This is a genomic window from Rathayibacter sp. VKM Ac-2929 (assembly GCF_022815495.1).
Classification (GTDB): Bacteria; Actinomycetota; Actinomycetes; order Actinomycetales; family Microbacteriaceae; genus Rathayibacter; species Rathayibacter festucae.
In genome coordinates, this window is sequence record NZ_JALGRV010000001.1 from 431,415 (window position 1) to 457,095 (window position 25,681).

Here is a 25,681-nt window from a genome sequence, read left to right on the forward strand (position 1 = left end):
TCTGCAGGCGATCCGCGTCGCAGCGCCCGTTCCGCCGCGGCAGCGCAGCCCGCGGCGGCGGATCACCTGCAGATCGAACTCTGGGACGTCAGTCTTGGCGTAGCCAGACCGTCGTGTCACCCGGCAGCGCCGGCTCGTGCAGCTCCTCGGAGGAGAGCACGACCGTGCCGACCGGCAGCTCCACCAGCGACGAGCCGGTGTTCGCGATCACGGTGACGCCGCCGTTGCGGAACGCCACGACGTCCTCCGGGTAGCCCTCGAGCCACTCGATCGTGCCCGAGCCGAGGTCCTCCGCGCGGCGCACCGCGAGGAGCTCCCGGTAGAGCTCGAGGGTCGACCCCTCGACGCCGGTCTGGCGGTCGCGCGCGAACGGCGCCCAGTCGCCGGGCTGGGGGAGCCAGGAGTCGCCGGAGTCGTTGAAGCCGTAGGCGGGCGCGTCGGCCTCCCAGGGCAGGGGCACGCGGCAGCCGTCGCGGCCGTAGCGCTCGCCGTTCGTGCGGAACCAGGTCGGGTCCTGACGTGCAGCGTCGGGCAGGTCGATCGCCTCGGGCAGGCCGAGCTCCTCACCCTGGTAGACGTAGGCGGAGCCGGGCAGCGCCAGCATCAGCGCGGTCGCGGCCCGCGCGCGGCGGAGGCCGAGCACCGGGTCGGGCAGGCCCGGGGTGCGCGGGCCGATGCCGTAGCCCTGCGGGTTGTCGGAGGTGAGGGCGAGGCGGCTGGCGTGGCGCACGACGTCGTGGTTCGAGAGGACCCAGGTCGAGGGTGCGCCGACCGCGGCGAACGAGCTCAGCGAGGAGTCGATGATGTCGCGCAGCGCGGGTCCGCTCCACGGCGTCTCGAGGTAGGCGAAGTTGAAGGCCTGGTGCATCTCGTCGGGACGCACCCAGCGGGCGAGCTTCGAGAGCGGCTGCACCCACGCCTCCGCGCAGAGCACGCGGTCGGCCGGGTACTCGGCGAGCAGCGCGTGCCAGTCGCGGTAGATCTCGTGCACGCCGTCCTGCGCCCAGTAGGGAGCGGTGACGGGCTCGGCGTCGTCGCCCGGCGCCACGCCTCCCATCGAGCCGCTGTCGGCGGGCGGGGTGTAGTCGGGCAGGCCCTCGGCCTTGATCATCCCGTGCGCCACGTCGACGCGGAAGCCGTCGACGCCGCGGTCCAGCCAGAAGCGCAGGACCTCGCGGAAGCGCTCGCGCACCCACTCGTCCGTCCAGTCGAAGTCGGGCTGCGAGGTGTCGAAGAGGTGCAGGTACCACTGGCCGGGGGTGCCGTCGGGCTCGGTGACCCGGGTCCAGGCGGGTCCGCCGAAGACCGACTCCCAGTTGTTCGGCGGCAGCTCGCCGGAGGGGCCGCGGCCGTCGCGGAAGAGGTAGCGCCCGCGCTCGTCGCTGCCGGCGGGAGCGGCCAGGGCGGCCTGGAACCAGCGGTGCGCGCTCGAGGAGTGGTTGGGGACGAGGTCGACGATCACCCGGATCCCGAGCGCGTGGGCGCGGGCGAGCATCGCGTCGAAGTCGGCCAGCGTGCCGAAGAGCGGGTCGACGTCGCAGTAGTCGGCGACGTCGTAGCCGGCGTCCTTCTGCGGCGAGGTCATGAACGGCGAGAGCCAGATCGCGTCGATGCCGAGCTCGGCCAGGCTGTCCAGGCGCGAGGTGATGCCGGGGAGGTCGCCGATGCCGTCGCCGTCGGCGTCCGCGAACGAGCGCGGGTAGATCTGGTAGATGACCGCGGTGCGCCACCACTCCGCACCGGGCCGGCCGGCCGCCTCCGGGAACGAGACGGGGGAGCTCCCGGGAGCAGGGGAGTTCTCGGGCGCGCCGGAGAGAGCGGAGTCCAGGGTCATGGCATCAAGGGTAGCGGGCGCCCCGGAAGCGCCCGGCCCGGCGCAGGCGCCGCCTGGCCTAGGGTCGATGGGTGAGCGAAGAGACCCCGGAAGCCGCCCGCGCCCGACGCCGGAGGGCCCTGCTCTGGGTGGTGCCGCTGCTCGTGCTGCTGATCGGCGGGCTGTTCGCGGTGACGCTCGCCGTCGGCGGCTACGCGCTGCGGACGATGACCGGCGGCTAGGCGGTCGCGGCCGGGCCGTCCTCGTCCTCGGGCTGCGGGGCGCTCGAGCGCTCGGCGGCCTCCTCGGACGCGTGCGCCGTCTCCGGACCGGTCGCCCGCGAGGCGTCGTCCGCGCGCTGCACGGCGTCGGCGAGCTCGTCCGAGACGAGGAACCCGGTGGAGACGGCCTCGGCCCGGTAGGCGGCGCGGCCGACCATGTGCGCCGAGATCGGCACGGTCAGCAGCTGGAAGCCGATCACCAGGACGACGGTGCCCGCGGCGGCGAAGCCGGGGTTCCGGATCGCGACGGCGAGCATCACGCAGATGATGCCGAGCACCTGGGGCTTGGTGCCCGCGTGCATCCGGGAGAGCAGGTCGCCGAAGCGGAGCAGGCCGATCGCGGCGACCAGCGAGAGCAGGGCGCCGACGGTGACGAGCACGGCGGTGACGACGTCGAGGAGCACGTCCATGTCAGTCCTCCTCGCGGTTGGCCATGAACTTGGCGACGCTGATCGAGCCGAACACCGCGAACAGCGCGAGTCCGAGCGCGACCGGGAGCGTCGTCGCGTGGTGGTTGATCGCCATCTCGGCGCCGAGGCCGCAGAGGATCGTCGCCACCAGCACATCGGCGGCGACCACGCGGTCCAGGACCGACGGGCCGATCAGGATGCGCACGAGCGAGAGCAGGGCGGCCGCTCCGAAGATCGGCACCAGGATCCAGACGAGCCACTCGATCATCGGAGCACCCCCGCGTTCTCGCCCAGCGGCTCGCTGACCCGGGCGACGTCCTCGCGCGAGCCGATCGCGCGGACGATGCGCGCCTCGGTGCGCAGGACCGTGCGGCGGACCTCGTCGATCCGATGGCCCTCGTCGTGGGTGACCCCGAGCACGTGCAGGTAGAGGACGTTCAACTGGGGGTCGACGTCGATCACGAGCGAGCCGGGGACGAGCGAGACGGCCTCGGTCGTCCAGACCAGCATCCCCTCGGAGCGGCTGCGCAGGTGCACGGCCACGATCGCGTTGTGCACCGGGACCGGCAGGGTGAGGATCTGGTACGAGACGCGGACGGATGCGACCGCGATGTCCAGCGCGAGGCGCAGCAGGAAGACCAGCAGGTGCCAGAGGTTCACCCGGTTGGAGAACTCCACCGGCGGCAGGTAGAAGACGCGGGTGATGATCAGCGCGACCAGGAAGCCCGAGACGATCGAGAGCACCGAGACGTCGTCCCAGAGCAGCACCCAGATGCCGACGAGCGTCACGAACATCGCGAACCGGTTCCAGAAGTCGACGCGGCGGCGGGGGCTCATCGGGGGCCCTCCTCTCCGAAGGACGAGTCGCGGTAGACCGTGGCGATGTAGGTGGACGGGTCGGCGACCGCGGCGGCGGCCTGCTCGCTGGCGTCGTAGAGCGGGCCGGCGGCGATCGTGAGGCCCACGCCGAAGACGACCATGCCGGCGGTCGCGAGGACCATCATCGGCGGGGAGTGCCGGGTGCGGACGGTGCCGGTGTCGTGCGGGTCCTCCTGCAGCTGGTCGATCAGCGGCGACTCGTAGCCGGGCACCTCCTCCTGGCGGCGCCAGAACGCCATGTTCCAGACGCGGGCGACCGCGTAGAGGGTGAGCAGCGAGGTGACCGCGCCCGCGGCGATGACCGCCCAGATCAGCCAGGACGGCTGCTCCGCGGCGGACTCGGTGCCGGCGACGAAGAGGCCGACCTTGCCGAGAAAGCCGGTGAAGGGCGGGATGCCGCCGAGGTTCATCGCGGGGATGAAGTAGAGCAGCGCGAGCAGCGGCGAGGCCTTCAGCAGACCGCCGAGGCGGAGGATCGAGGTGGTGCCGCCGACGCGCTCGATCAGCCCGGTCGCGAGGAACAGCGTGGTCTGCACGGTGATGTGGTGGATCACGTAGAAGATCGTCGCGGCGTAGCCCGCCTCCGTGCCGATCGCGATGCCGAAGACCATGTAGCCGATGTGCGACACCAGGGTGAAGGAGAGCATCCGCTTGATGTCCGCCTGCGCGACGGCGCCGAGGATGCCGACCACCAGCGTCAGCAGCGCGACCACCATCAGCACTTCCGTGAGCCTGCCGCCCGGGAAGAGCAGCGTCTCGGTGCGGATCAACGCGTAGACGCCGACCTTGGTGAGCAGGCCGGCGAAGACGGCCGTGACCGGCGCCGGAGCGGTGGGGTAGGAGTCCGGCAACCAGAACGACAGCGGGAAGACCGCGGCCTTGATCCCGAAGCCGAGCAGCAGCACCACGTGCAGCACGAGCTGGACGTCGGCGGGCAGCTCCGCGATGCGGATCGACAGCTGCGCCATGTTGACGGTGCCGGTGGCGCCGTAGAGCAGGCCGATCGCGGAGAGGAAGAACACGCTCGAGACCAGGCTGACGACCACGTAGGTCGTGCCCGCCCGGATCCGCGGCGCCGTGCCGCCGAGGGTGATCAGCACGTAGCTCGCCGCGAGCAGGATCTCGAAGCCGACGTAGAGGTTGAAGAGGTCGCCCGCGACGAAGGCGTTGAGGATGCCGGCCGAGAGGATCAGGTAGGTCGGGTGGAAGATCGTGACCGGCGTCTCGCGGTTGCCGTCGACCAGGCCCTGGCCGACCGAGAACAGCAGGACGCCGAGCAGCGTGACCGAGGTGATCACCAGCATCAGGGCGGCGAGCGGATCGACGACCAGCACGATGCCCCACGGCGGCTCCCAGCCGCCGACGTAGACCGCGCTGCCGCCCTCCTGGCCGGTGAGGACCAGGACGAGCAGCACGGAGGAGATCACCAGGACAGCGGACAGCGTGACGATGTTGACCGTGATCTGCGCGCGGCGGTGCCGGCCGAGCACGAGGGCGACGGCGGCTCCCAGCAGGGGGAGGGTCACGACGAGGGGGATCAGCACGTTCATCGGTCCTCCTTCCTGTCGTCGGTCATGGCGCTCTCGCCGTGCTTCGCAGCGGTGCCCTCGTCGCTCGATTCGAGCAGGACGTCCAGGGCCCGGTCGTCCGCGGTGGTCTGCGCCGAGATGCCCGCCGCGTCCGCGCGGACGGAGGCGTCGGTCTCGTCGTCCTCGACCTGGTCGGCGTTGGCGAGGCGCCAGCGCCGGTAGATCATCGCGAGGAGGAAGGCGGACACCCCGAAGGTGATCACGATCGCCGTCAGGATCAGCGCCTGCGGCAGCGGGTCGGCCATCTCCTCGGCGATCTGCTCGTAGGAGCGGCCGTCGTCGGTGACGAACGGCGCGACGCCGGAGCGGCCCGCCATCAGCAGGATCAGGATGTTCGTCGCGTTGCCGACCAGGAGGAAGCCGATCAGGATCCGGGTGAGGCTGCGCTCGAGCATCTGGTAGACGCCCGCGGCGTACAGCACCGCCATCACGACGACGAGGACGAGGGTGATGCTCATGCGTCGTCCCCCCTGCCCGGTCCGCCGACGACGGTGGAGCCGGTCGGCAGCTTCGTCTCGAGGCCGTCGACGGTGCCGGCGCCGGGGCCGGGGGTGCTGTCGGTCGAGTGGGTGACGCCGTCGCCGGAGGGGTCGCCCTGCTCGGCCTCCTCGCCGTGGCGGTCGACCTCGCCGCCGAGGCTGCGGAGGATGTCGAGGGTCAGGCCGATCACGATCAGGTACACGCCGATGTCGAAGAGGGTGGAGGTGCCGAGGTGCAGCTCGCCGAGCACCGGCAGGTAGAGGTCGAGCCAGCTGGACTCGAGCACCTCGAGGCCGAAGGCGAGCGAGGAGACGGCCGTGCCGACCGCGAAGAGCAGCCCGAGGCCGAGGACCTTGCCCGCGTCGATCGGCGCGGCCTCGCCGAGCTCGAACCGGCCGCCGGCCAGGTAGCGCGCGACGAGGGCGAGACCGGCGAGCAGGCCGCCCGCGAAGCCTCCGCCCGGGGTGTTGTGACCGGTGAAGAGCAGGTAGACGGAGACGATCATCGCGGGGTGGAAGAGCAGGCGCACCAGCACCTCGAGGACGATGGAGCGGTTCTCGGGGCGGAGCGTGCGGCCGGCGACCAGCCAGGAGCCGCGGTCGCCGGTCTTCTCCGCGTCGGCCGAGGGGGCGGTGAGGTCGGTCGCGCGCTCCTCGCGGTCGGCCGCGCTCTGGTGCTCGAGGCGCGGAGCGCCGCCGGCCCGGCTGGAGAGGAAGATCAGGCTCGCGACACCGGTCGCCACGACGACCAGCACGGAGATCTCGCCCATGGTGTCCCAGGCGCGGATGTCGACGAGGAGGACGTTGACGATGTTGCGCCCCTTGCCCTCCTCGTAGGCCAGGCGGGGGAGGTCGACGGAGATCGGGGTCGCGGTGCGGGCGCCGAGGGCGATCGTCGCCGCGAGGGCCATCACGGCGCCGACCGCGATGCCGATGACGGCGCGCAGGCGCTTGCGCATCGGCTGGTGCTTCTGCGCGATCCGGGTGGGGAGGCGGCGCAGCACGAGGACGAAGACGACCAGGGTGATCGTCTCGATCAGCGCCTGGGTGAGCGCGAGGTCCGGGGCGCCCTGGATGGCGAAGAGGGCGACCATCCCGTAGCCGGTCGCGCCGGCGAGCAGCACGGCGGCGACGCGGTTGCGCGCGACGGCGCAGAGGATCGCGGCGAGGATCATCACGGCCGCGACGGCGAGCTGGCCGGGCGAGTCCCAGAAGACGAGGTCGCCGGGCCAGGTGCGGTTGAGCGCGGCGGCGCCGCCGACTCCCAGCACGAAGACCGCGAAGATCACCGTGAGGTAGCGGGGGAGCGAGCCGCGCTGGACGAACTCGGTGACGGTGCTCGCGACGCGGTCGAGCCAGCGGACGGTGGCCCAGTAGCCCTCGGCGGAGTCGATGGTGTTCGGGACCCTGGACTGGATCCGCGCGACCGCGATCCGCTTGGCGAAGAGCAGCAGGCCGATCGCGATGACGATCGCGCTGAGCGCGAGGGCGGGCTCGAAACCGTGCCAGAGCGCGAGGTGGTAGCCGCCGTGGTCGGACTCCTCAGCCGCCGCGGCGAGCTGCGGGTCGGCGTCGGGGGCGCCGTAGGGGAGCGTGTCGGCGTAGACCGCGACGAGCGGGTCGAGCAGCGAGGCGCCGATGCCGCCGACGAGGCTCACGACCGCCAGGACGACGGTGGGCGCGGTGAAGGTCCACGGCTCCGCGTGGAGGTGGGTGTCCTCGAGGCCCTTCTTGCGGGCGAACGCGCCCCAGAAGAAGCGGGCCGAGTAGGCGACGGTGAGGATCGAGCCGAGGACGAGGCCGATCAGTGCGACCCAGGCCCAGAACGAGCCCTGCTCGATCGCGGACAGCAGACTGGTGAAGACCGCCTCCTTCGCGACGAAGCCGAGCAGCGGCGGGATGCCCGCCATCGAGAGCACGCCGAGCAGCGCGGCGCCGGCGAGCACCGGGGCCTGCCGGCCGAGGCCGCTGAGCTTGCGCAGGTCGCGGGTGCCGGCCCGGTGGTCGACGATGCCGACGGCGAGGAACAGCAGCGCCTTGAACAGCGCGTGCCCGATCAGCAGGGTGAGGCCGGCGAGGGCCGCGTCGCGCGAGCCGAAGCCGACCGCGACCGTGAGGAAGCCGAGCTGGCTGACGGTGCCGTAGGCGAGGACGAGCTTGAGGTCGTACTGGCGGAGCGAGCGCCAGCCGCCGACGAGCATCGTCCAGACGCCGACGCTGACGATCACGGGGAGCCACACGGCGTCGTCGGCGAAGCCCGGCGCGAGGCGGGCGACCAGGTAGATGCCGGCCTTCACCATCGCGGCGGCGTGCAGGTAGGCGCTGACCGGGGTGGGCGCGGCCATGGCGGCCGGCAGCCAGAAGTGGAAGGGGACCAGCGCCGACTTGGAGAAGGCACCGAGCAGCACGAGGACGAGCGCGACGGAGACGATCGGGCCGGAGGGGGCCGCGGCGACGATGCCCGCGAGGCTCGAGGTGCCCGACTCGACGATCAGGATGATCACGCCGACGAGCATCGCCAGGCCGCCGAGGGTGGTGACCAGCAGGGCCTGGAGGCCGGCTCCGCGGCTCTCCTTGCGACCGCTGTAGTGCCCGATCAGCAGGTAGGAGAGGACGCTCGTCGCCTCCCAGAAGACGAAGAGGATGATCACGTCGTCGGCGGTGACCAGCCCGTACATCACGCCGGCGAAGGCGAAGAGCAGGGCGGCGAACCGGCCGAGCGACGGCTCGTCGCGCTTGAAGTAGCTGCCGCAGTAGGCGAGGACGAGGGCGCCGACGCCGCTGACGACGAGCGCGAGGACGATCGAGAGCGCGTCCAGCCGGAACGAGAGCGAGATGTCGAGGGAGGGGATCCACGGGACCTCCTCGCGCAGCTCTCCGCCGGCGAGGATCGTCGGCAGCGAGGCGGCGGTCGAGACGAAGGTCGCGGCCGGCACGAGGGCGAGGGCGTAGAAGACCTTCGGACCGAAGCGGTCGACGATCCACGGCGTGATCACCGCGAGGGCGAACGTGATCGCGAGGGTGAGGAGCATCACACAGTCCTCCCCGGTTCCACTCAGCACAGTTGTCCAGACAAGGATAAGGGAGGGCAGGCGGCGGGAACCTGAGTGCGGACGGGCTTGACGACCCCCGTTCCCTTACCGTGGTGCGCATGGCCCGCTCACTGCTCCCCGCCCAGACCTGCCGGATCCGCGTGCTCGACGTCGCGAGCGGCGAGGTCACCACGGTGTTCTCCTCCGACTCGCTCCTCGTGGAGGCACCGAACTGGTCGCCGGACGGGTCGTTCCTGGTGGTCAACGGGGACGGCGGGCTGTTCCGGCTGCCGCTCGGGGACGCGCCGGTCGGTCCCGCCGGGCTCCAGGCGATCCCGCTCGACGGGGTGCCGGACGAGCTGAACAACGACCACATGCTCGCTCCCGAGGGCGGGACGGCGTACGTCTCCGCGCGCGACGGTCACCTCTACGCGGTGGCCCTGGACGGCTCGGCGCCCGCCCGGCGGGTCACCTCCGCCGGGCCCGGTCCGCGCTTCAAGCACTACCTGCACGGCGTCTCGCCCGACGGCCGGCTGCTCGCGCTGATCGGCGGCGGCGAGGACGCCACCGGCCGCTGGGTCACCAACGTCTACACGATGCCGGCCGAGGGCGGCCCGCTCACCGCGCTGACCGACGACGAGCACCCGGACGACGGCGTCGACTTCTCCGCCGACGGCGAGTGGCTGCACTTCAACTCCGAGCGCGAGGGCGGCGTCGCCCAGCTGTTCCGGATGCGGCCCGACGGCTCCGGGGTCGAGCGGACCGTGGAGTCGGACACGGTCGACTGGTTCCCGCACGAGTCGCCGGACGGCGCGCACCTGCTGTACCTCGCCTACCCCGCTGGGACGGCCGGGCACCCGGAGAACCTGCCGGTCGAGCTGCGGCTGCTCGCGCTCGAGGGGCGCCCGGCCGGCGACACCTCTCCGGGCCGGGTGGTGCAGTCGCTGTTCGGCGGCCAGGGCACGATCAACGTCGCGGGCTGGTCGCCGGACGGGGCGCGCTTCGCCTACGCCGACTACCCGCTCGGCGGCTGACGCCCGCCCCCCGTTCCGTGGCTGAGTGCTTGCTCCGCATGCGCGGCGGGGGATCGGCAGTGCGGCCCGCGGCGAGTTGAATCGGGGGATGACGATCGACAGCGCAGCTCCGTCCCACGACTCCCTCACCCGCACGCCCCTGGGCGACTCCGGCATCGAGGTCTTCCCGCTCTCCCTCGGCGGCAACGTCTTCGGCTGGACCGCCGGGAAGCAGACCTCCTTCGACGTCCTCGACGGCTACGTCGCCGCGGGCGGCGACTTCATCGACACCGCCGACTCCTACTCGGCCTGGGTCCCCGGCAACCACGGCGGCGAGTCCGAGACGATCATCGGCGAGTGGCTCTCGCGCCGCTCGGGCTCGCGCGACGACGTCGTGATCGCGACCAAGGTGAGCCGGCACCCCGAGTTCCTCGGCCTCGCGCCCGACAACGTCCGTCGGGCCGCCCGCGCATCGCTCCAGCGCCTGCGCACCGACCGGATCGATCTCTACTACGCGCACTTCGACGACGACGCCGTCCCGCTCGAGGACATCGTCCGGGTCTTCTCCGAGCTCGTCGACGAGGGCCTCGTCCGCGCGATCGGAGTCTCGAACTTCAGCGCCGACCGCATCGCGGAGTGGCTGCGCCTCGCGAAGGAGGAGGGCCTGCACGCGCCGGTCGCCCTGCAGCCGCACTACAACCTCGTCGAGCGCGGCATCGAGGCGGACGTCCTGCCGCTCGCCCGCGAGGCCGGGCTCGCCGTCGTCCCGTACTACGCACTCGCGTCCGGCTTCCTGACGGGCAAGTACCGCGACGGCTCGACGCCGGACAGCCCGCGCGCCTCGGGCGCCGCGCAGTACCTCGACGCCCGCGGGCGCCGCGTGCTGGCCGCCCTCGACGCGGCAGCGGCCGCCCACGACGCCGAGGTCGCGACCGTCGCCCTCGCCTGGCTGCGCTCGCAGGACGGCGTCGCCGCCCCGATCGCGAGCGCCCGCGTCATGGAGCAGCTGCCCGCCCTCCTCGCCTCCGCGACGCTCGAGCTGACGGTGGAGGAGCTGGCCGCGCTCGACACGGCGAGCCGCTCGTAGGCGGGTCTCGATACGCCGCTACGCGGCTGCTCGACCGGCATGAGACCCCGCTGCGCGGCTGCTCCGCCCGCGCCTTCATGTTGATCGAGTAGCCCGCGAAGCGGGCGTATCGAGATCCACCCCACCCGGACCACCCCCTCCACCCCGCGGTCAACACGGCCCCGTGGAGGTGCTATCGTCTAACGGTGCCAAATCGCGGGCACGCCCCGAGAGGGGCAGTCAGACCCGCAGGTGCGCCCCCTTAGCTCATTGGTAGAGCACTTCCTTGGTAAGGAAGAGGTAGTGGGTCCGATTCCCACAGGGGGCTCCGTTCCCGGCAGGCCAGCCTCCGGAAACGTGCGGCGGGGTAGCTCAGGTGGTTAGAGCACACGGCTCATAATCGTGGTGTCGCGGGTTCAAGTCCCGCTCCCGCTACATCGAGAAGGCCCCGATTCGCACGTCGAGCCGGGGCCTTCGTCGTCCCCGCTGCCCCCCTCCCGCGAGATGCCACTTGTGCACGCGACACGCCGTGAAAGGCGTGCACAAGTGGCATCTCGCGGAGCTCATCGTCGGCGCGCTCCCCAATAGGCGAGGAGCGGCTGGGTAAGGTAAGCCTCACCAAACCCGGCGGTGCGTCCGCCCGCAGTACGGAGGCTCCGCATGGCCCGCTCGTCCGCCCCGACCCGCCCCACCGATCCGCAGGTCGTCACCGTCGAGGTCGTCCGCACCGCGCGCGTGACGCCGGGGATGCAGCGCGTCACCTTCGGCGGGCCCGGGGTCGCGCTGCTGCACCCGCTCGGCCACGACCAGTGGTTCCGCCTCTTCCTGCCGCGGCCCGGGCAGGAGGCGCTGCGGCTGCCGACTCGCTCGAGCGCGCTCTGGTACGCGCAGTACCTCGCGATGCCGAAGGCGCAGCGGCCGGTGGTCCGCAACTACACCGTCCGCCGCTACCGGACCGAGGGCGCCGACGGCGGACCCGAGATCGACGTCGACTTCGTCGTGCACGGCGAGCCGGGGGAGTCGGGGCCCGCCGTGACCTTCGCCCTCACCGCCGCGGTCGGCGACCGGGTCGGCATCCTCGACCAGGGGCTCGGCTACCGCCGGGCCGACGGCTCCGACTGGTGCCTGCTCGTCGCCGACGAGACGGGTCTGCCGGCGGTCGCGGGCATCCTCGCCTCGCTGCCCGAGGACCGCGCCGCGCACGTCTTCCTCGAGCTGCCCTCCGAGGCGGACCGCCAGCCCGTCGTCGCGTCCGACGCCGTCACTCTGCACTGGCTGCCGCGCGCCGACGCGCACGCCCGTCCCGGCGAGCACGCGCTCGCCGTCCTCCGCGACGCGACCCTGCCTGCGGGCCGCCCCTCCGTCTTCGCCGTCGGCGAGTCCTCCCTCGCCACCGGCGCCCGCCGCCACCTCGTCGCCGACCGCGCCGTCGACAAGCGCGCCATCACCTTCATCGGCTACTGGCGCCACGGCGTCGCCGCCCCCTGACCACCGCCTCCGCGAGATGCCACTTGTGCAAGCGACACGCCGTGAAAGGCGTGCACAAGTGGCATCTCGCGGAGAAGCGTCAGACCTCGCAGCCGGCGAAGAGGACGTCGGGGGAGGAGACGAGGTCGTCGAGGGTCAGCAGGCGGGTCAGGTCGTGGCCGGCGGCCAGGGCGTTCGCGCGCTCGAGGGCGGTCTGCGGGGCGAGGCGGCCCTCCATCACGCCGCCGAGGGCGCGGACGGCGCAGGCGGCGACGACGCCCTCGGGGGTGCCGCCGATGCCGAGCACGAGGTCGACGCTGCCGGAGGGATCCGCCGCCTCGATCGCGACCGAGACGTCGCCCTCGCCGCGCAGCGACAGCGCGACACCGGCCTCCCGGAGGGCGGCGATCAGTCCGGCGTGCCGCGGCTTGTCCAGCACGGCGACCACCAGCTCGGAGACCGGCTTGCGAAGGGCGTCGGCCAGCCGCCGCGCGTTCTCGACGGGCGGGAGGTCCAGCCCGACGACCCCTGCCCCCGCGCCGGAGCAGACCAGCTTGTCCATGTAGAAGACGTCGCGCGGATCGAGCATCGTGCCGCGCGGGGCGAGCGCGATGACGCAGACCGAGCCGGGGATCCCCTCCGCCGCCAGCCGCGTGCCGTCGAGCGGGTCGACCGCGACGTCGCAGGAGGGGGAGTCCGCCCGGCCGAGCCGCTCGCCGTTCGCGAGCATCGGCGCGTCGTCCTTCTCGCCCTCGCCTATCACGACCACGCCGGCGAACGGCGCCTCGGCCAGCACCGCGCGCATCGCCGCGACCGAGGCCGCGTCGGCGGCGAGCTTGTCGCCGCGGCCGTACCAGCCGCGCGCCGCCTCCGCCGCCGCCCGGACGCTCGCGGCCACCGCCTCCCGCAGCTCGGCGGAGTAGGACGGCGACGCGATCAGCCGGACGTCGCTCACGCGCGCGCCGGCTGCGAGGTCGCGGTGCGGACCAGTCGCTCGAGCGTGCGCAGGCCGTCGGACGACAGCACCGACTCGAGATGCCCCTGCACGGAGGCGATCCCCTCCCCGCGCAGCGCGTCCACGATCCCGGTGGCGGGGTCGCGCGAGATCTCGAGGTCGAGCAGCGGGGTGCTCGACACGTCCACGCCGGCGACCGAGGAGAAGGTGTTGTAGAAGCCGATCGCCGCGTCCTCACCGAACACGTCGACCGCGAGCCGCACGCCCTGCCGGGGCGCGGGCAGCGGCTCGACCGGCAGCCCCGCGAGCAGCGAGAGCATCTGGTGACTGAGGCAGACGGCGAGCATCGGCCGCTCCGAGGCGAGCCGCTCCGTCATCAGGGCCCGCAGGCGCGCGATCCGCGGCTCGGAGTCGTCGCGCGGGTCGCCGGGGCCGGGGCCGAACACCACGAGGTCGTCGCTCAGCACGTCCTCGACGCTCGACCAGCGCTCGACCCGGGCGTCCATGCCGAGATGGCGCAGCTGGTGCGCGAGCATCGTCGTGAACTGGTCCTCGTTGTCGACGATGAGCGCGGTGTGCCCGGCGAGCCCCTCGATGTGCTCCGGCGCCTGTGGCCGCAGCCAGAACGACGCGAGCCGCTCGTTGCGCGCCTCGAGCGCCTCCTGCACGCCGGGCTGCGCGTTGAGGTCGATCGCCGGCGGCATGTCGCGGTGGGGGAGCAGCCCCAGTGCGGAGAGCACCCCGGACGCCTTCGCGCGGGTCTCGGCGACCTCGCCCTCCGGTGTCGAGTGCCGCACGAGCGTCGCACCGGCCGGCACGGTGAGCCGGCCGTCCTCGCGGAGGTACGCGGTGCGGATCAGGATCGGCGCGTCGACCGTGTAGCCGTGCTCCTCCGGCTCGAACAGGGCGAGGACACCGGAGTAGTAGCCGCGCGGCTCCTTCTCGTACTCCGCGATCACGGCGCAGGCGTTCTCCATCGGCGAGCCGGTGACGGTCGGCGCGAACATTGTGAGCCGCAGCACCTCGCGGACGTCGAGGTCGGTGCGCCCCTCGAGCAGGTACTCCGTGTGGCTGAGGCGCGACATCTGCTTGAGGAACGGCCCGAGGATCCGGCCGCCGTTCGGGCAGACCGCGCTCATCATCTTCATCTCCTCGTCGACCACCATGAAGAGCTCCTCGCTCTCCTTGACGTCGGCGAGGAACGCCAGCACCTCGGCGCCGGTCGGGCCGGCCGCGGGGTGGCGGAAGGTGCCGCTGATCGGGTTCATCATCGCTACGCCGTCGCGCACGGAGACGTGGCGCTCGGGCGTCGCGCCGACCGCGGTGACGGCCGGCGAGCCGTCGGCGCCGGGCGTGTGCATCGCGAAGGTCCAGTAGGCGCCCGATTCGTCGGTCAGCAGCCGCCGGAACCAGGCCAGCACCGCCTCGACCGCGGGGGCGTCGGTGTGAGCCACGAAGGCGCGGTTGATGACGAAGTTCGCGCCCTCGCCGCGGCCGATCTCGTCGTCGATCACCCGGCGCACGATCTCCGCGTACTCCTCGTCGGGCACGTCGAAGCCGCGCTCCTCCACCGGGATCTCGCGCTCGGGCAGCAGCCGCAGCACCTCGGCGAGCGGCACGCTCTCGCGCTCCCGGACGACGAGGTTCCGCAGCGGGGCGCCGTCGTCCTTCGCCGCGAAGCCGCGCTCGCGCACCTGGCGGTAGGGCACGAGGGTCAGCACGTCGGCGCCGTCGAGCGGGATGTCGGCGAGGCCCTCGACGTCGACGACGTCGCCGGTGAAGACGTCGACGTCCGTCCGGCCCTGCCGGAGGACGACCGCGAACGGCAGCGATCCGTCGGAGGCGAGGATGCGGGAGAGGAGCGAGGTCATCGTGGTCCTTGGGTCGGGGTGTCCCTCACCCGGGCCCCGACATGCAGAACGACCGCCCGGTCGAGGCGGTCGTGTGCGAGAGGAGTCTGCGCGTCGGCCTGCCTAGGAGGCGGGCCACCAGGGGCGGAGGGTCGACGTGAGCACGGGGGAAGTCTAGGGGAGGCGCCGCTCGGGCGGCCACCCGATCAGGCGGTCGCGGCGTCGGGCGCCGGGTCGATCCGCTCGGTCGACTCGCCGCGGAGAGTGCGGAGCAGGAGGGTCGCCCCGGCCGTCGCCGCGGGTGTCGCGATCACCGCGCCGCCCGGGATCAGGAAGGCCAGGTACACCGCGATGCCGAAGCCGAGCGACACCGCGCGGCGCTCGCCGAGGAGCCGGCGGCGATCGCGCAGTGCGAGTCCGCGGGCATCGCCGGCGAACCCGGTCAGCTCGAGGGCGAGCGCCCGGCCGCCGACGAGCGCGCCGGCGATCAGCCCGACCACCTGCCCGACGACCGGGATGATCCCGAGCAGCACCAGCACGACGCCGATCGCCAGCGAGGTGCCGACCAGCACCGAGGAGTCGCGCAGTGTGCGGCCGAGTCCGCGCCAGAAGCCCGTCTCGTGCTCGTCGGGCACACCGCCGAGCTCGTTCTCGACGCCGCGCCAGATCCGCTCGTAGAAGGGGTCGCCGACGAGCAGGGTGACCGCGGCGAAGAGGACGACGCCGAGTGCGACGATCGCCCCGACCGCGGCGATCGAGAGCAGGAGGCGGACGGTGCCGGCCGAGGCGTCGTCCCAGCCGTCCACGAACGGCGTCAGCGCGCGCACTACGGCGTCGATCCGGGTGACCACGAGCACCAGGACGCCGACGAAGACGAGGCCGACGATCAGGGGCGGGATCGCGCCGAGGAGCATCGCCCGGGGCGAGCGGACCCAGGTGCCGAACCCCCTGCCGAAGAGCCGTGCGCCGAGGGCCAGGTCGCGGAGGATCGCCATGGCTCGATCCTCCCAGAAGCGCCGTTACGCGATCGATGCAAAGCGCGGCCTCGCGGGGGATGTGCGGATGTTCAGGCCGCTGATAGACATCAGCCAGGCGCCACGGGGGCAGCTTCGGCGCCGATCCCGCTTCCACATTCTCGAGAAGGAATACATCCATGTCTCTCCGGGGGACCTCTCTCCGCTCGCGCTCGCGTCTCGCGTGCCTCACCCTCGTCGTCGGCCTCGCCGGCGGCCTGATCGCCCCGGCCGCCGCCGCGTCGACCAGCACTCCGGAGCCGACCGCGACCGCCGTCGCGACGTCGACTCCCACCGCTACCCCCACTCCGACGGCTGTCCCGACCGCGACTCCGCAGCCGACCGGAACCGCGATGCCGTCGGCGACGCCGACCGTGACTCCCACGGTCGTGCCCACGACGACCCCGTCCGCGACCCCCGAGCCGACGACGACCCCGACCGCGACTCCCGAGCCGACGCCTGCCGAGCCGCAGCCCGCCGCGCCCGGCTGCGACCCGTTCGTGCCGCCGGCTCTCCCCTTCGACGCCGCGGCTCTCACCGTCGACCTGACCCAGCCGGGGACCGTGACGGCGACCGTGCCGCCCTCCGAGCTGGCGGACTGCACCGATGGGTCGACGATCATCCTCGCGATCATGCCGACCCTCACCGAGACCACGGAGGACATCGCCAGCGCCGAGGTCGTCGTCGGAGACGAGGGCTACGCCGGCGGGACCCTGACCGTCCCGGTCCGCACCAGCCGCGAGTACACCGTCACCGTCACCGTCATCCAGTCGGTGGACGGGTCCCCGACGTGGATCCTCGAGCCCTACACGCAGGTCGCGACGCTCTACGCCACCGACCTCGAAGCCTGCCTCGGCGCGAACCGCAACTACGTCGTCGAGTCGCTCTCGGGCCCGGTGACCGCGACCGCCGGTGTCCGCTCCGTGACCGTGACCGTGCCCGAGATCGGCACCATCGCCTGCGTCCCGCGCGGCGAGATCCGCATCTTCTCCTTCGACTACGAGCGGCCGAACGAGCTCGATGACTTCACGCCAGTCCTCCTCGGCACGATCCCCTTCGACGGCGGCTACTTCCCCGGCGCGACGCGGACCTTTGCGACCACTCCCGGTCACAACGACGTCCGCGTCACCATCGTCGGATTCGTGGACGGCGGTGAGACCGGACGCGAGTACGTCGGCGATCAGATCCACCTGACCGTCGCGTCCGGCGCCGTGACCACGACCTCGGGTGGCTCGGCGCTCGCCGAGACCGGTGTCGAGACCGCGGGCCTCGCCTCCGGTGCGGCCGCGCTGCTGGCGCTCGGCCTCGTGTCGCTCGTCGTGACGCGCCGTCGCCGGAGCGCGCAGCAGTCCTAGCCGCTGCACACGAGAGGGCCCGGGAGCGACTGCTCCCGGGCCCTTCGTGCGTCTCGTCTCGTGCGCTCGCCTCAGGTCAGCGCGAACGGGGCGAGCAGCCCCGTCATCTCCTTCGGGCGCGGCGCTGCGAACTCGTCGCGGCGCGAGGTACGGCTGTCCCGACCGCGACTTCGGCCGCGACTCCCGAGCCGACCGGCACCGCAACGCCGACGCCGGCTGCGACCCCCACGGCCGTCCCGACGACGTCCCCGGAACCCACTCCGGAGCCGACGGCCGCGCCCGGAACCGTGACCTTCGACGGCGAGATCTCGGTCGCCACCGGCCCCGGGACCATCGCACTGTCGGTGCCGGCGCGCTTCACCGCCGGGGCCCGGGAGTCGTCGCTTCCAGGCCTTCGGCGTGCCCGCGGGAGGGTCCGGTCGTCGGTCGGTCGAGCCGCCCGAGAGGTGTGTCCAGACCTGCCGGAAGCGCCGTTACGCGATCGATGCAGAACGCGACCTCGCGGGGGATGTGCGGATGTTCAGGCCGCTGATAGACATCAGCCAGGCGCCACGGGGGCAGCTTCGGCGCCGATCCCGCTTCCACATTCTCGAGAAGGAATACATCCATGTCTCTCCGGGGGACCTCTCTCCGCTCGCGCTCGCGTGTCGCGTGCCTCACCCTCGTCGTCGGCCTCGCCGGCGGCCTGATCGCCCCGGCCGCCGCCGCGTCGACCAGCACTCCGGAGCCGACCGCGACCGTCGTCGCGACGTCGACTCCGACCGCTGTCCCGACCGCGACTCCGACCACCCCGACGCCGACGGCTGTTCCGACCGCGACTCCGACCGCGACGACGGAGCCGACAGCGACCCCGACCCCCACGGCGACGCCGACGGCGACCCCCACCGCCGTCCCGACGACATCGCCGATTCCGTCGCCGGAGCCGTCGGCCACTGCGACCCCCACCGCGACGCCGGCCCCCGGCATCGACCCGATCTGCGACGTCCCCGGCGGCGGGCCGGTCGCGGAGGAGGTCATGGGCGACGTGTCGGCCACCCTGTCCGGCGCCGCGGTCAGCGTGACGATCCCGCCGATCCGCACCACGTCCTGCTGGGAGCGCGCGGAGCTGCGCGTCTGGAACCTCGATTACGAGCGCCCGACCGACCTGGGCTACTCGCTCGAGCTGCTGACGACGATCCCGATCGAGGGCCGCGACTTCCGCGGCGTCACCCTCGGGCTCGGCGACCTGCCCGCCGGCGATCAGGACATCCTCGTGGCGATCTACGGATTCGACGGCGACGTCCAGGGCAGCACCCGCGAGACCATCGGCGAGCAGATCCACCTCGACGTCCCCGACGTCTCGGCCGAGCAGTACGAGGCCGACGCGGCCGCCTACCACGCGTGCCTCGCCCCGAACGACGGACGCATCGTGAAGAGCAAGAGCGGCGACGTCACCGCGAGCACGACGAACGGCGTCATGACCGTCGTCCTGCCGTCGGTCGAGACCGTCGACTGCCTCGACAGCATCACCTTCGTCATCTGGGCGGCCGACTACGACCGCCCGACCGAGGACCACCCCTTCGTCGTGGTGAAGCTCGACGAGATCGTGCTCGACTCCTCCTCCTACGCCGGCGGCACCTACAGCTACCCGGTGACCCCCGGCCACGTCGACGCCATGGTCACGATCGTCGGCACCCTGGGCGTCCTCGAGGGCGGTCTCGAGTACCTGCAGTACCGCGCTCACGTCCCGCAGCCCGGTGAGGGCACGACGACCACCGTCTCCACCACGGGCGGCAGCACCCGCGGTGGCTCGGCGCTCGCCGAGACCGGCGTCGAGACCGCGGGCCTCGCGTCCGGTGCGGCCGCGCTGCTGGCGCTCGGTCTCGCGTCGCTCGTCGTGACGCGCCGTCGCCGGAGCGCGCAGCAGTCCTAGCCGCTGCACACGAAGGGCCCGGGAGCATCTGCTCCCGGGCCCTCTCGTGCGTCCCGCGTCGTGCGCTCGCCTCAGGTCAGCGCGAACGGGGCGAGCAGCCCCGTCATCTCCTTCGGGCGCGGTGCCGCGAACTCGTCGCGGCGCGAGGTCGTGACTCCCATCGCGACCAGGCCCTCGACCAGCCGGACCGCGGCGGCGACCCCGTCGATCACCGGGACCCCGAGCTCGCGGGAGAGGTCGCGGCAGAGGTCCGCCATCCCGGCGCAGCCGAGCACGATCACGTCGGAGCCGTCCGTCGCGAGGGCGGCGGCGCACTCCTCGAGGATCACCCGGCGCGCGTCGGAGTGCGGGTCGTCGAGCTCGAGCACCGGGATGTCGCAGGCGTGCACTCCCGCGCAGGCCCGGTCGAACCCGGCGCGGTGCGCGATGTCCCACGCCCGTCCGCTCGTGCGCGAGAGCGTGGTGACGACGCTGAACCGCCGGCCGACCAGGGACGCCATGTGCATCGCGGCCTCGGCGATGCCGATCACCGGTCCGCGGGCGAGCTCGCGGGCCGCGTCGATCCCCGGGTCGCCGAAGCACGCGACGACGTAGCCGTCGCTGCCCGCCGCGTCGCCGCGGACGATCTCGTGCAGCAGCCCCGGGACGGCCAGCGCCTCGTCGTAGTGGCTCTCGATGGAGGCCGGCCCCATCGGCGGGGTGACGGCGACGATCTCGGTGCCGACCGAGGCGACGGACCGCGCGGCGCGGCCGATCGCCTCCGTCATGCGCTCGCTGGTGTTCGGGTTGACGACGGTGATGCGCACGGGCGCTCCTCGGGATGCTGCGGGGGTGGAACGGCCACCACACCACCGGCCAGTCCTCGAAAGTTGCGGTAGTCATGCGCGACTACCGCAACTTCTGGAGGATGGAGTGGACGGCGAGGCCGGGTCAGGGGCGGGTGGGGGAGGGCTCGGGTCAGACCGTGCTGCCGTCGCTGACGTTCGCGAGGTCCTCCTCGAGGCGGCCGATCCGCGGGGAGCGGCGCTCGAGGACGGCCATCGCGACGAAGCCGAGGCCGCAGCCGAGGAACCAGCTGTAGTCGCCGAGCCAGGTGAAGGACGGGCCACCCGCCTCCTCGATCCAGCGCGGGACGAGTACGGAGAGGACGGAGGGGAGGCCGCCGATCACGGTGGCCCAGACGGCGTTGGGGTTGAAGCCGCGGGAGAACCAGTAGCGGCCCTTCTCGCTCATCGTGTAGAGGTCGTCGACCCAGACGCGCTGACGGCTGACCAGGTAGTAGCCGGCGATCAGGACGCCGAACAGCGGGCCGATCAGGGCGCCGAGGATGCCGAGCGTGTAGTGGATCGCGGTGTCGTTGGAGTACCAGTTCCACGGGGTGAGCAGCACCGAGCCGACGGCGGCGATCATGCCGCCCATCCGCCAGCTGATCTTCTTCGGGTTGACGTTGGAGAAGTCGAACGCGGGCGAGATGAAGTTGGCGACGATGTTGATGCCGATCGTCGCGATGACGAAGGTGAGCCCGCCGAGCAGGACGGCGAACCAGGTGTCGATCCGCTCGACGGTCTCGATCGGGTCGGTGATCAGCTCGCCGAAGACGGGGACCGTCGCGGAGGCGGTGATCACGGTGAGCAGGGAGAAGAAGAGGAAGTTGATCGGCAGGCCGAGGAGGTTGCCCTTCTTCACCGCTCGGTAGCTGCGGGCGTAGCGGGAGAAGTCACCGAAGTTCAGCATCGGGCCGGAGAAGTAGGAGACGACCAGGGCGACCGCCGAGATCATCACGGGGATCGAGGCGCCGAGGTCGAGGGGCTCGCCCGAGCCGAGGTTCAGCGAGATGTTCTCCCAGCCGGCCTGCGAGACGAGGTAGATCGCGAGCACGAGCATCACCACGTAGACGGCGGGGCCGGCCCAGTCGATGAAGCGGCGGATCGACTCCATGCCCCGCCAGAAGAGAGCGGCCTGGGCGACCCAGAGGATCGCGTAGGAGAGGTAGCCCAGGGCGGAGAGGCCGAGGAAGGAGGCCTCGGGGGTGTTCCAGGAGGCCATCGCCGGGAAGAACTTGAGGAACACGATGTTGAGCGACTGCGCGGCGAGGTAGGTCTGCACGCCGTACCAGGCGATGGCGATCAGCCCGCGGATGATCGCGGGGATGTTCGCCCCGCGGACGCCGAAGATCGCCCGGTTGATCACCGGGTAGGGCACGCCGGTGACCTGGCTGGGCTTCGCGACGAGGTTGCAGAAGATCTGCACGATCACGATGCCGACCACGAGGGCGACCAGCACCTGCCAGCCGGCGAGGCCGAGTGCGAAGAGCGAGCCGGCGGTGACGTAGCCGCCGACGCTGTGCACGTCCGACATCCAGAACGCGAAGATGTTGTAGCTCGACCAGCGTTGCTTGACGAGCGGGGCGAGGTCCTCGTTGGCGAGGCGGTCGTCGTAGCCCGGCTTGACGAGCGAGGGGCCGGCGAGCCCGGCGCCCTCGGCAGGCGGCGCGGTCGACGGGTCGATGCGGGGTGCAGTGGCGCGGTCGGTCATGGTGGATCCACCTCTCGGGCGGGTGCGCGGGTCGGCGCGCGGAGCGGATGTGTCAGGGTGGTCGAGGCGGTCGGCCGTGGCGATCGGCCGCCTCCGCGCGAGCGGTGGGCGTTCGGATCGTGTGAAGTGATGACTTCACACGGGAGAACCTAGGGCTCCGCCGGGCCGCGTTCGTTTCGCCCCCGTTACAGCTGTGTGACGATCACCGAGGAGAGGACGGCGTCCCGCATGCCCACCGACGAGACCGCCCGGGATTCCGCGGTCTCCGCGGCTCCGGACGTCGCCGCCGCGCTCCCCGGGGCGGTCCGCGAAGGCGTCGGCGCGCGCCTGCGCGAGCTGCGTCTCGCGTCAGGGATGTCGCTGCGCGCACTCGCCCGCGAGCTCGGCATCTCGGCCAGCGCCGTCTCGCAGATCGAGCGGGGGGCCATGCAGCCGTCGGTCGGGCGCCTCATCGCGATGGTCGGCGCCCTCGGCGTCCCGCTCTCCGTCGTCTTCGACGAGACCGCCGCCGGCGGCGCGGCGGTCGGTGAGCCGGGCGGGCCGAGCGGCGGAGAGGGCGCGGGGCTGACGACGGCCGTCGTCCGCGCGGGCGAGGTCGCTCCCGTCCTCCTCGAGGGCGGTGTGCTCTTCCGCCGGCTGGCGCCGCAGCCCGTCGACGCGGTCGACTTCTTCGAATCGACCTATCCGCCGGGGGCGACCTCGACCGCGCAGCGCCGGTTCCTGCGCCACGACGGGATCGAGATCGGGACCGTCACGCTCGGCGAGCTCACCGTCGAGTTCGAGGACGAGACGGTCGTCCTCGCAGCGGGGGACGCGATCACGTTCCCCTGCGAGCGCGGCCACCGGATGATCAACCGCGGCGCCACGACGGCCGTCGCGACCTGGCTGATCGTCCACCGCTGACGCGGCCCGCGGGGCCACCATCCCGGTATGGCACAGTGACAGCATTCCTCCACAGGGGGGAGGTGCCGGGTGCCTGTCCACATCCCCGGGGGATCCGGTCGGCGGGCCCGCCGCGATGTCGGTGCCGCCTGGTGTGCTGTGCGCCTCGAACGATTGGTGCGGAACATGGACGGACGACAGAACAGGCGAGACGACGACGAGTGCCCCCGCTGGTGCGCAGGGGAGCACGACGAGATCGAGTGCCCCGAGGAGCGGCTGCACCGCTCCCGGGCGCAGTCGCTCCCGCTCGTGCTCTGGTGCGGGGAGGGTGCGGCGGGCGAGCCCGTCGCCGCCGTCGTGCACGTCTCGCTGTGCCGGCCCGGCGGCCGGGGCGAGGAGCGGCTGCGCCTCGAATCCGACGGGCTCGGCGCGGTGGACCTCGATCTCAGCGCGGCGGCGCGGCTGGCGCGCGGCGTCGAGGCGACGCTGCGGCTACTCGGTCCCGGCGGAGCCGGATGAGCGGGGCGGGTTCGGCGGCAGCAGGTCGGAGAGCTCGATGTCGAGGGCCTCGCAGAGGGCGAAGAGCGTCTTCAGCTGCGGGTTCGCGGGCGAGCCCGGCTTCGACTCGCCCTTCTCGAACTTCTGGTAGGTGTAGCCCGCCAGTCCGGCGGCGTGGGCGATGCGCTCCTGGCTCTCGCCCTTGGCCATCCGGGCGCGGTGGAGGTTCGTGCCGAGCTCGCGGGCGTAGGTCATCCAGTCGCGTTCGGGGTCAGGTGTGGACATGCTCGCCAGCTTCGGAGAAGAATCGTCCGCGGTCACCCATACGCGCGTGGGTAATTGTCGATGGTCATACGTGCATGACCCTCGTCGAGGGGGAGGGACCTCGGAGGGCGCCAGGGGCCCCGGAGGCTTCCGAGGCCAGCGCCTAAGATGGCCGGGTGCCAGTGAACCCCGACCTCACCGAGCGCGTGTTCGCGCCGACGGAGCCCTACCAAGTGGGCCGCGAGAAGGTGCGCGAGTTCGCGCGCGCCGTCTCCGCCGAGTCCCCTCTCCACCTCGACCCCGCGGCCGCGCGCAGCGCCGGCTACCGCGACGTCGTCGCCCCGCCGACCTTCGCCGTGGTGGTGCAGGAGTTCACACTCGCCCAGCTGCTCGCCGCTCCGGACGCCGGCATCGACTTCAGCCGGGTCGTCCACGGCGACCAGCGCTTCAGCTACTCGCGCCCCATCGTCGCGGGCGACGAGCTGACCGCGACCCTCTCGGTCGCGAGCATCAAGCAGCTCGGCGCGCACTCGATGATCACCACGCAGTCGACCATGGTCGACGCAGACGGTGCCCACGTCGTGACCGCCTTGTCCACCCTCGTCGTCAGGGGAGACGAATGAGCGCCGAGCGCCCCGTCCTGTCCGAGCTCACCGTCGGCGACGTCGTCGGCGAGCGGAGCTTCCACCTCGAGCGCGGCTCGCTCGTGCGCTACGCGGGTGCGTCGGGCGACTTCAACCCGATCCACTACCGCGACGACGTCGCGGCCGAGGTCGGGCTGCCCGGCGTGCTCGCCCACGGCATGCTGACGATGGGCACCGCCGTGCAGGTCGTCGTCGACTGGGTCGGCGATCCCGGCCGCGTGGTCGACTACCAGGTCCGCTTCACGCGGCCCGTCGTCGTCGACCCGAAGGAGGGCGCCGAGCTCGACGTCGTCGCGAAGATCGGGGCGCTCGACGCCGAGGCCGGGATCGCGCGCATCGACCTCGCCGTGACGTACGGCGGCCAGGCGGTGCTCGGCAAGGCGCAGGCGCGCGTCTCGCTGGCCTGATCCCGCACCGATGACGACACCCGCCCTCTCCACCCTCACCACGCTGCGCGTCGGGGGAGTCCCCGAGCGCCTGCTCGAGCCGGCCACCGAGGCCGAGCTGGTCGCCGCCCTCCGCGAGGTGTGGGCCGACGACGAGCCCTGGCTGCTGCTCGGCGGCGGCTCCAACCTCCTCGTCGGCGACGACGGAGTCGAGGGGACCGTGGTGCGCGTGCGCACGACCGGGATCGAGCGGCTCGAGACGGACCGGCCCGGCGCTGTCCACCTCCGCGTGCAGGCGGGCGAGTCGTGGGACGGCCTGGTCGCCGCGACCGTCGAGCGCGGCTGGGCGGGACTCGAGGCGCTCAGCGGCATCCCCGGAACGGTCGGCGCGTCGCCGGTGCAGAACATCGGCGCCTACGGCCAGGAGCTCTCCGACACCCTCGTCGCGGTCGACTTCCTCGACGAGGGCGCACAGGAGCCCGTGCGACTGACCGCCGCCGAGCTCGAGTTGGGCTACCGGACCTCCGCCGTCAAGCAGGGTCGACGCGGCGCCGTCCTCGCCGTCGAATTCGCCCTCGAGGACGTCGGCGGAGCGGGTCTCGGTGCTCCCGTCGCCTACGGCCAGCTGGCCAGTGCGCTCGGCGTCGAGCTGGGCGACCGCGTGCCGCTCGCGGAAGTGCGCGCGAGCGTGCTGCGGCTGCGCGGCGCGAAGGGGATGGTGCTCGATCCGGAGGATCCGGACACCGCCAGCGCCGGCTCCTTCTTCACCAACCCGATCGTCACCGTCGCGGCCGCGAGCGGACTTCCGCCGACCGCGCCGCGCTGGCCGGAGACGCCGGCGAGCGAGGCCCCGCTGGTGACCGCCCTCGCCGACGTCGAGGCGGGGGCGCCGATCCGGCTGCCCGCCCCGACCTCGCCCGACGCGCTGGTCAAGCTCAGCGCCGCCTGGCTCATCGAGCACGCCGGGATCGCCCGCGGCTTCTCGCTCCCGGGCTCGCGCGCCGCGGTGTCGAGCAAGCACACCCTCGCGCTCACGAACCGCGGCGGAGCGACCGCCGAGCAGATCGCCGAGCTCGCCCGCTACGTGCAGGGCCGCGTGCTCGCCGAGTTCGGCATCCTGCTGCACCCCGAGCCCGTGGTGGTCGGCACCACCGTCTGACTCCCCGCGCCACGGACCGCGCGGCGCGGCGCGGGGAGCATGCTGATCGAGCAGCCCGCGAAGCGGGCCCCTGCATGCTGATCGAGTAGCCGGCGGAGCGGGCTCCTGCATGCTGATCGAGCAGCCCGCGAAGTGGGCGTATCGAGATCCACCGGCGTCAGGACGATGGTCTGCAGACCCGCCCTGCTGGCACCGCCGG

At 72.6% G+C, this 25,681-nt stretch carries 24 protein-coding genes and 2 tRNA genes; 13 read left to right on the forward strand and 13 right to left on the reverse strand.

All coding sequences use genetic code 11. The features are described from left to right. Nucleotides 1–88: 88 nt before the first annotated feature. Nucleotides 89–1,834 (reverse strand): alpha-amylase family glycosyl hydrolase, encoded by a 1,746-nt coding sequence (locus tag MT355_RS01925; RefSeq protein WP_243598327.1) that lies wholly within the window; start codon nucleotides 1,832–1,834, stop codon nucleotides 89–91. 71 nt (nucleotides 1,835–1,905) lie between these two features. Between MT355_RS01925 and MT355_RS01930 the strand changes: the two genes are divergently transcribed. Beyond that, a complete protein-coding gene (locus MT355_RS01930) occupies nucleotides 1,906–2,055 on the forward strand; it encodes a hypothetical protein (protein WP_159422145.1) in 150 nt (49 codons plus the stop codon). Here MT355_RS01930 and mnhG read toward each other — a convergent pair. From mnhG to MT355_RS01960, 6 genes are read right to left on the reverse strand one after another with little or no spacing between them, the layout of a single operon-like run. Beyond that, nucleotides 2,052–2,504: a monovalent cation/H(+) antiporter subunit G gene (mnhG, locus tag MT355_RS01935; RefSeq protein ID WP_243598328.1), complete on the reverse strand. Its 453-nt coding sequence runs from the start codon at nucleotides 2,502–2,504 to the stop codon at nucleotides 2,052–2,054. The genes MT355_RS01930 and mnhG overlap by 4 nt on opposite strands. A gap of 1 nt (nucleotide 2,505) precedes the next feature. Continuing rightward, the gene (locus tag MT355_RS01940; protein ID WP_123447850.1) at nucleotides 2,506–2,772 is read right to left on the reverse strand and encodes a monovalent cation/H+ antiporter complex subunit F; all 267 of its coding nucleotides are present in this window, start codon (nucleotides 2,770–2,772) and stop codon (nucleotides 2,506–2,508) included. Then, a complete protein-coding gene (locus MT355_RS01945) occupies nucleotides 2,769–3,341 on the reverse strand; it encodes a Na+/H+ antiporter subunit E (protein WP_243598329.1) in 573 nt (190 codons plus the stop codon). Before MT355_RS01945 ends, MT355_RS01940 begins: the two co-directional genes overlap by 4 nt. Beyond that, nucleotides 3,338–4,933: a Na+/H+ antiporter subunit D gene (locus MT355_RS01950; RefSeq protein ID WP_243587622.1), complete on the reverse strand. Its 1,596-nt coding sequence runs from the start codon at nucleotides 4,931–4,933 to the stop codon at nucleotides 3,338–3,340. The genes MT355_RS01945 and MT355_RS01950 overlap by 4 nt, the downstream gene beginning before the upstream one ends. After that, entirely contained in the window at nucleotides 4,930–5,430 is a 501-nt protein-coding gene (locus MT355_RS01955; RefSeq protein WP_243598330.1) for a Na(+)/H(+) antiporter subunit C, read from the reverse strand. The genes MT355_RS01950 and MT355_RS01955 overlap by 4 nt, the downstream gene beginning before the upstream one ends. After that, nucleotides 5,427–8,483, reverse strand: coding sequence for a Na+/H+ antiporter subunit A (locus MT355_RS01960; RefSeq protein WP_243598331.1), 3,057 nt, complete (start codon nucleotides 8,481–8,483; stop codon nucleotides 5,427–5,429). The genes MT355_RS01955 and MT355_RS01960 overlap by 4 nt, the downstream gene beginning before the upstream one ends. Before the next feature lie 119 nt (nucleotides 8,484–8,602). On the opposite strand from MT355_RS01960, the gene MT355_RS01965 reads away from it, so the two are divergent. The 5 genes from MT355_RS01965 to MT355_RS01985 all read left to right on the forward strand — a co-directional run bounded on the left by MT355_RS01965 (nucleotide 8,603) and on the right by MT355_RS01985 (nucleotide 12,050). Continuing rightward, entirely contained in the window at nucleotides 8,603–9,517 is a 915-nt protein-coding gene (locus MT355_RS01965) for a biopolymer transporter Tol (RefSeq protein WP_243598332.1), read from the forward strand. 88 nt (nucleotides 9,518–9,605) lie between these two features. Continuing rightward, nucleotides 9,606–10,583 carry an aldo/keto reductase gene (locus tag MT355_RS01970; protein ID WP_243598333.1) on the forward strand — a complete coding sequence of 326 codons (978 nt, stop codon included), beginning with the start codon at nucleotides 9,606–9,608 and terminating at the stop codon, nucleotides 10,581–10,583. 235 nt (nucleotides 10,584–10,818) lie between these two features. After that, nucleotides 10,819–10,890 (forward strand) — tRNA-Thr (locus MT355_RS01975). 33 nt (nucleotides 10,891–10,923) lie between these two features. Next, nucleotides 10,924–10,997, forward strand: a tRNA-Met gene (locus MT355_RS01980). A gap of 225 nt (nucleotides 10,998–11,222) precedes the next feature. Continuing rightward, nucleotides 11,223–12,050 carry a siderophore-interacting protein gene (locus MT355_RS01985; protein WP_243598334.1) on the forward strand — a complete coding sequence of 276 codons (828 nt, stop codon included), beginning with the start codon at nucleotides 11,223–11,225 and terminating at the stop codon, nucleotides 12,048–12,050. A gap of 79 nt (nucleotides 12,051–12,129) precedes the next feature. Here MT355_RS01985 and MT355_RS01990 read toward each other — a convergent pair whose 3' ends face one another. The 3 genes from MT355_RS01990 to MT355_RS02000 all read right to left on the reverse strand — a co-directional run bounded on the left by MT355_RS01990 (nucleotide 12,130) and on the right by MT355_RS02000 (nucleotide 15,829). Then, nucleotides 12,130–12,984 carry a fructose-bisphosphatase class II family protein gene (locus MT355_RS01990; RefSeq protein ID WP_243598335.1) on the reverse strand — a complete coding sequence of 285 codons (855 nt, stop codon included), beginning with the start codon at nucleotides 12,982–12,984 and terminating at the stop codon, nucleotides 12,130–12,132. Continuing rightward, nucleotides 12,981–14,855, reverse strand: a complete 1,875-nt coding sequence (locus tag MT355_RS01995) for an anthranilate synthase family protein (protein ID WP_243598336.1) — start codon at nucleotides 14,853–14,855, stop codon at nucleotides 12,981–12,983. The genes MT355_RS01990 and MT355_RS01995 overlap by 4 nt, the downstream gene beginning before the upstream one ends. Nucleotides 14,856–15,040: 185 nt before the next feature. Next, a complete protein-coding gene (locus tag MT355_RS02000) occupies nucleotides 15,041–15,829 on the reverse strand; it encodes an EI24 domain-containing protein (RefSeq protein WP_243598337.1) in 789 nt (262 codons plus the stop codon). 158 nt (nucleotides 15,830–15,987) lie between these two features. Between MT355_RS02000 and MT355_RS02005 the strand changes: the two genes are divergently transcribed. Both MT355_RS02005 and MT355_RS02010 read left to right on the forward strand, forming a co-directional pair. Further along, entirely contained in the window at nucleotides 15,988–17,202 is a 1,215-nt protein-coding gene (locus MT355_RS02005; RefSeq protein WP_243598338.1) for a hypothetical protein, read from the forward strand. 607 nt (nucleotides 17,203–17,809) lie between these two features. After that, entirely contained in the window at nucleotides 17,810–19,114 is a 1,305-nt protein-coding gene (locus tag MT355_RS02010) for an LPXTG cell wall anchor domain-containing protein (RefSeq protein WP_243598339.1), read from the forward strand. Nucleotides 19,115–19,185: 71 nt separating this feature from the next. Here the strand turns inward: MT355_RS02010 and MT355_RS02015 are convergent, their stop codons facing one another. Together MT355_RS02015 and MT355_RS02020 are read right to left on the reverse strand one after the other, a co-directional pair. Next, nucleotides 19,186–19,920, reverse strand: coding sequence for an aspartate/glutamate racemase family protein (locus MT355_RS02015; RefSeq protein ID WP_243598340.1), 735 nt, complete (start codon nucleotides 19,918–19,920; stop codon nucleotides 19,186–19,188). 151 nt (nucleotides 19,921–20,071) lie between these two features. Further along, a complete protein-coding gene (locus MT355_RS02020) occupies nucleotides 20,072–21,649 on the reverse strand; it encodes an NCS1 family nucleobase:cation symporter-1 (RefSeq protein ID WP_243598341.1) in 1,578 nt (525 codons plus the stop codon). Nucleotides 21,650–21,877: 228 nt separating this feature from the next. Here MT355_RS02020 and MT355_RS02025 point away from each other — a divergent pair, with 228 nt between their 5' ends. Further along, nucleotides 21,878–22,552, forward strand: a complete 675-nt coding sequence (locus tag MT355_RS02025; protein WP_243598342.1) for a helix-turn-helix domain-containing protein — start codon at nucleotides 21,878–21,880, stop codon at nucleotides 22,550–22,552. A gap of 165 nt (nucleotides 22,553–22,717) precedes the next feature. After that, nucleotides 22,718–23,050, forward strand: coding sequence for a hypothetical protein (locus tag MT355_RS02030; protein WP_123737396.1), 333 nt, complete (start codon nucleotides 22,718–22,720; stop codon nucleotides 23,048–23,050). Here the strand turns inward: MT355_RS02030 and MT355_RS02035 are convergent. After that, the gene (locus MT355_RS02035; protein WP_243598343.1) at nucleotides 23,024–23,314 is read right to left on the reverse strand and encodes a helix-turn-helix domain-containing protein; all 291 of its coding nucleotides are present in this window, start codon (nucleotides 23,312–23,314) and stop codon (nucleotides 23,024–23,026) included. The two genes, MT355_RS02030 and MT355_RS02035, sit on opposite strands and share 27 nt — an antisense overlap. A gap of 155 nt (nucleotides 23,315–23,469) precedes the next feature. Here MT355_RS02035 and MT355_RS02040 point away from each other — a divergent pair, with 155 nt between their 5' ends. Genes MT355_RS02040 through MT355_RS02050 form a run of 3 tightly spaced genes read left to right on the forward strand, consistent with a single transcriptional unit; the run spans nucleotide 23,470 to nucleotide 25,482 of the window. Beyond that, nucleotides 23,470–23,916: a MaoC family dehydratase N-terminal domain-containing protein gene (locus MT355_RS02040; protein ID WP_243598344.1), complete on the forward strand. Its 447-nt coding sequence runs from the start codon at nucleotides 23,470–23,472 to the stop codon at nucleotides 23,914–23,916. Continuing rightward, the gene (locus MT355_RS02045; RefSeq protein WP_243598345.1) at nucleotides 23,913–24,344 is read left to right on the forward strand and encodes a MaoC family dehydratase; all 432 of its coding nucleotides are present in this window, start codon (nucleotides 23,913–23,915) and stop codon (nucleotides 24,342–24,344) included. Before MT355_RS02040 ends, MT355_RS02045 begins: the two co-directional genes overlap by 4 nt. A gap of 10 nt (nucleotides 24,345–24,354) precedes the next feature. After that, on the forward strand, nucleotides 24,355–25,482 hold the full coding sequence (locus MT355_RS02050; RefSeq protein ID WP_132437570.1) for a UDP-N-acetylmuramate dehydrogenase: 1,128 nt from the start codon (nucleotides 24,355–24,357) through the stop codon (nucleotides 25,480–25,482). Nucleotides 25,483–25,681: the final 199 nt, after the last annotated feature.

Coding starts and splice junctions, on each gene's coding strand:
- MT355_RS01950 (WP_243587622.1), bottom strand. CDS start 4,933: ATGAACGTGCTGATCCCCCTCGTCGTGACCCTCCCCCTGCTGGGAGCC.
- MT355_RS01985 (WP_243598334.1), top strand. CDS start 11,223: ATGGCCCGCTCGTCCGCCCCGACCCGCCCCACCGATCCGCAGGTCGTC.
- MT355_RS02000 (WP_243598337.1), bottom strand. CDS start 15,829: ATGGCGATCCTCCGCGACCTGGCCCTCGGCGCACGGCTCTTCGGCAGG.
- MT355_RS02030 (WP_123737396.1), top strand. CDS start 22,718: ATGGACGGACGACAGAACAGGCGAGACGACGACGAGTGCCCCCGCTGG.
- MT355_RS01995 (WP_243598336.1), bottom strand. CDS start 14,855: ATGACCTCGCTCCTCTCCCGCATCCTCGCCTCCGACGGATCGCTGCCG.
- MT355_RS02010 (WP_243598339.1), top strand. CDS start 17,810: ATGTCTCTCCGGGGGACCTCTCTCCGCTCGCGCTCGCGTGTCGCGTGC.
- mnhG (WP_243598328.1), bottom strand. CDS start 2,504: ATGGACGTGCTCCTCGACGTCGTCACCGCCGTGCTCGTCACCGTCGGC.
- MT355_RS01940 (WP_123447850.1), bottom strand. CDS start 2,772: ATGATCGAGTGGCTCGTCTGGATCCTGGTGCCGATCTTCGGAGCGGCC.
- MT355_RS01965 (WP_243598332.1), top strand. CDS start 8,603: ATGGCCCGCTCACTGCTCCCCGCCCAGACCTGCCGGATCCGCGTGCTC.
- MT355_RS02045 (WP_243598345.1), top strand. CDS start 23,913: ATGAGCGCCGAGCGCCCCGTCCTGTCCGAGCTCACCGTCGGCGACGTC.
- MT355_RS01925 (WP_243598327.1), bottom strand. CDS start 1,834: ATGACCCTGGACTCCGCTCTCTCCGGCGCGCCCGAGAACTCCCCTGCT.
- MT355_RS02025 (WP_243598342.1), top strand. CDS start 21,878: ATGCCCACCGACGAGACCGCCCGGGATTCCGCGGTCTCCGCGGCTCCG.
- MT355_RS02005 (WP_243598338.1), top strand. CDS start 15,988: ATGTCTCTCCGGGGGACCTCTCTCCGCTCGCGCTCGCGTCTCGCGTGC.
- MT355_RS01960 (WP_243598331.1), bottom strand. CDS start 8,483: ATGCTCCTCACCCTCGCGATCACGTTCGCCCTCGCGGTGATCACGCCG.
- MT355_RS02020 (WP_243598341.1), bottom strand. CDS start 21,649: ATGACCGACCGCGCCACTGCACCCCGCATCGACCCGTCGACCGCGCCG.
- MT355_RS01945 (WP_243598329.1), bottom strand. CDS start 3,341: ATGAGCCCCCGCCGCCGCGTCGACTTCTGGAACCGGTTCGCGATGTTC.
- MT355_RS01955 (WP_243598330.1), bottom strand. CDS start 5,430: ATGAGCATCACCCTCGTCCTCGTCGTCGTGATGGCGGTGCTGTACGCC.
- MT355_RS02035 (WP_243598343.1), bottom strand. CDS start 23,314: ATGTCCACACCTGACCCCGAACGCGACTGGATGACCTACGCCCGCGAG.
- MT355_RS01970 (WP_243598333.1), top strand. CDS start 9,606: ATGACGATCGACAGCGCAGCTCCGTCCCACGACTCCCTCACCCGCACG.
- MT355_RS02050 (WP_132437570.1), top strand. CDS start 24,355: ATGACGACACCCGCCCTCTCCACCCTCACCACGCTGCGCGTCGGGGGA.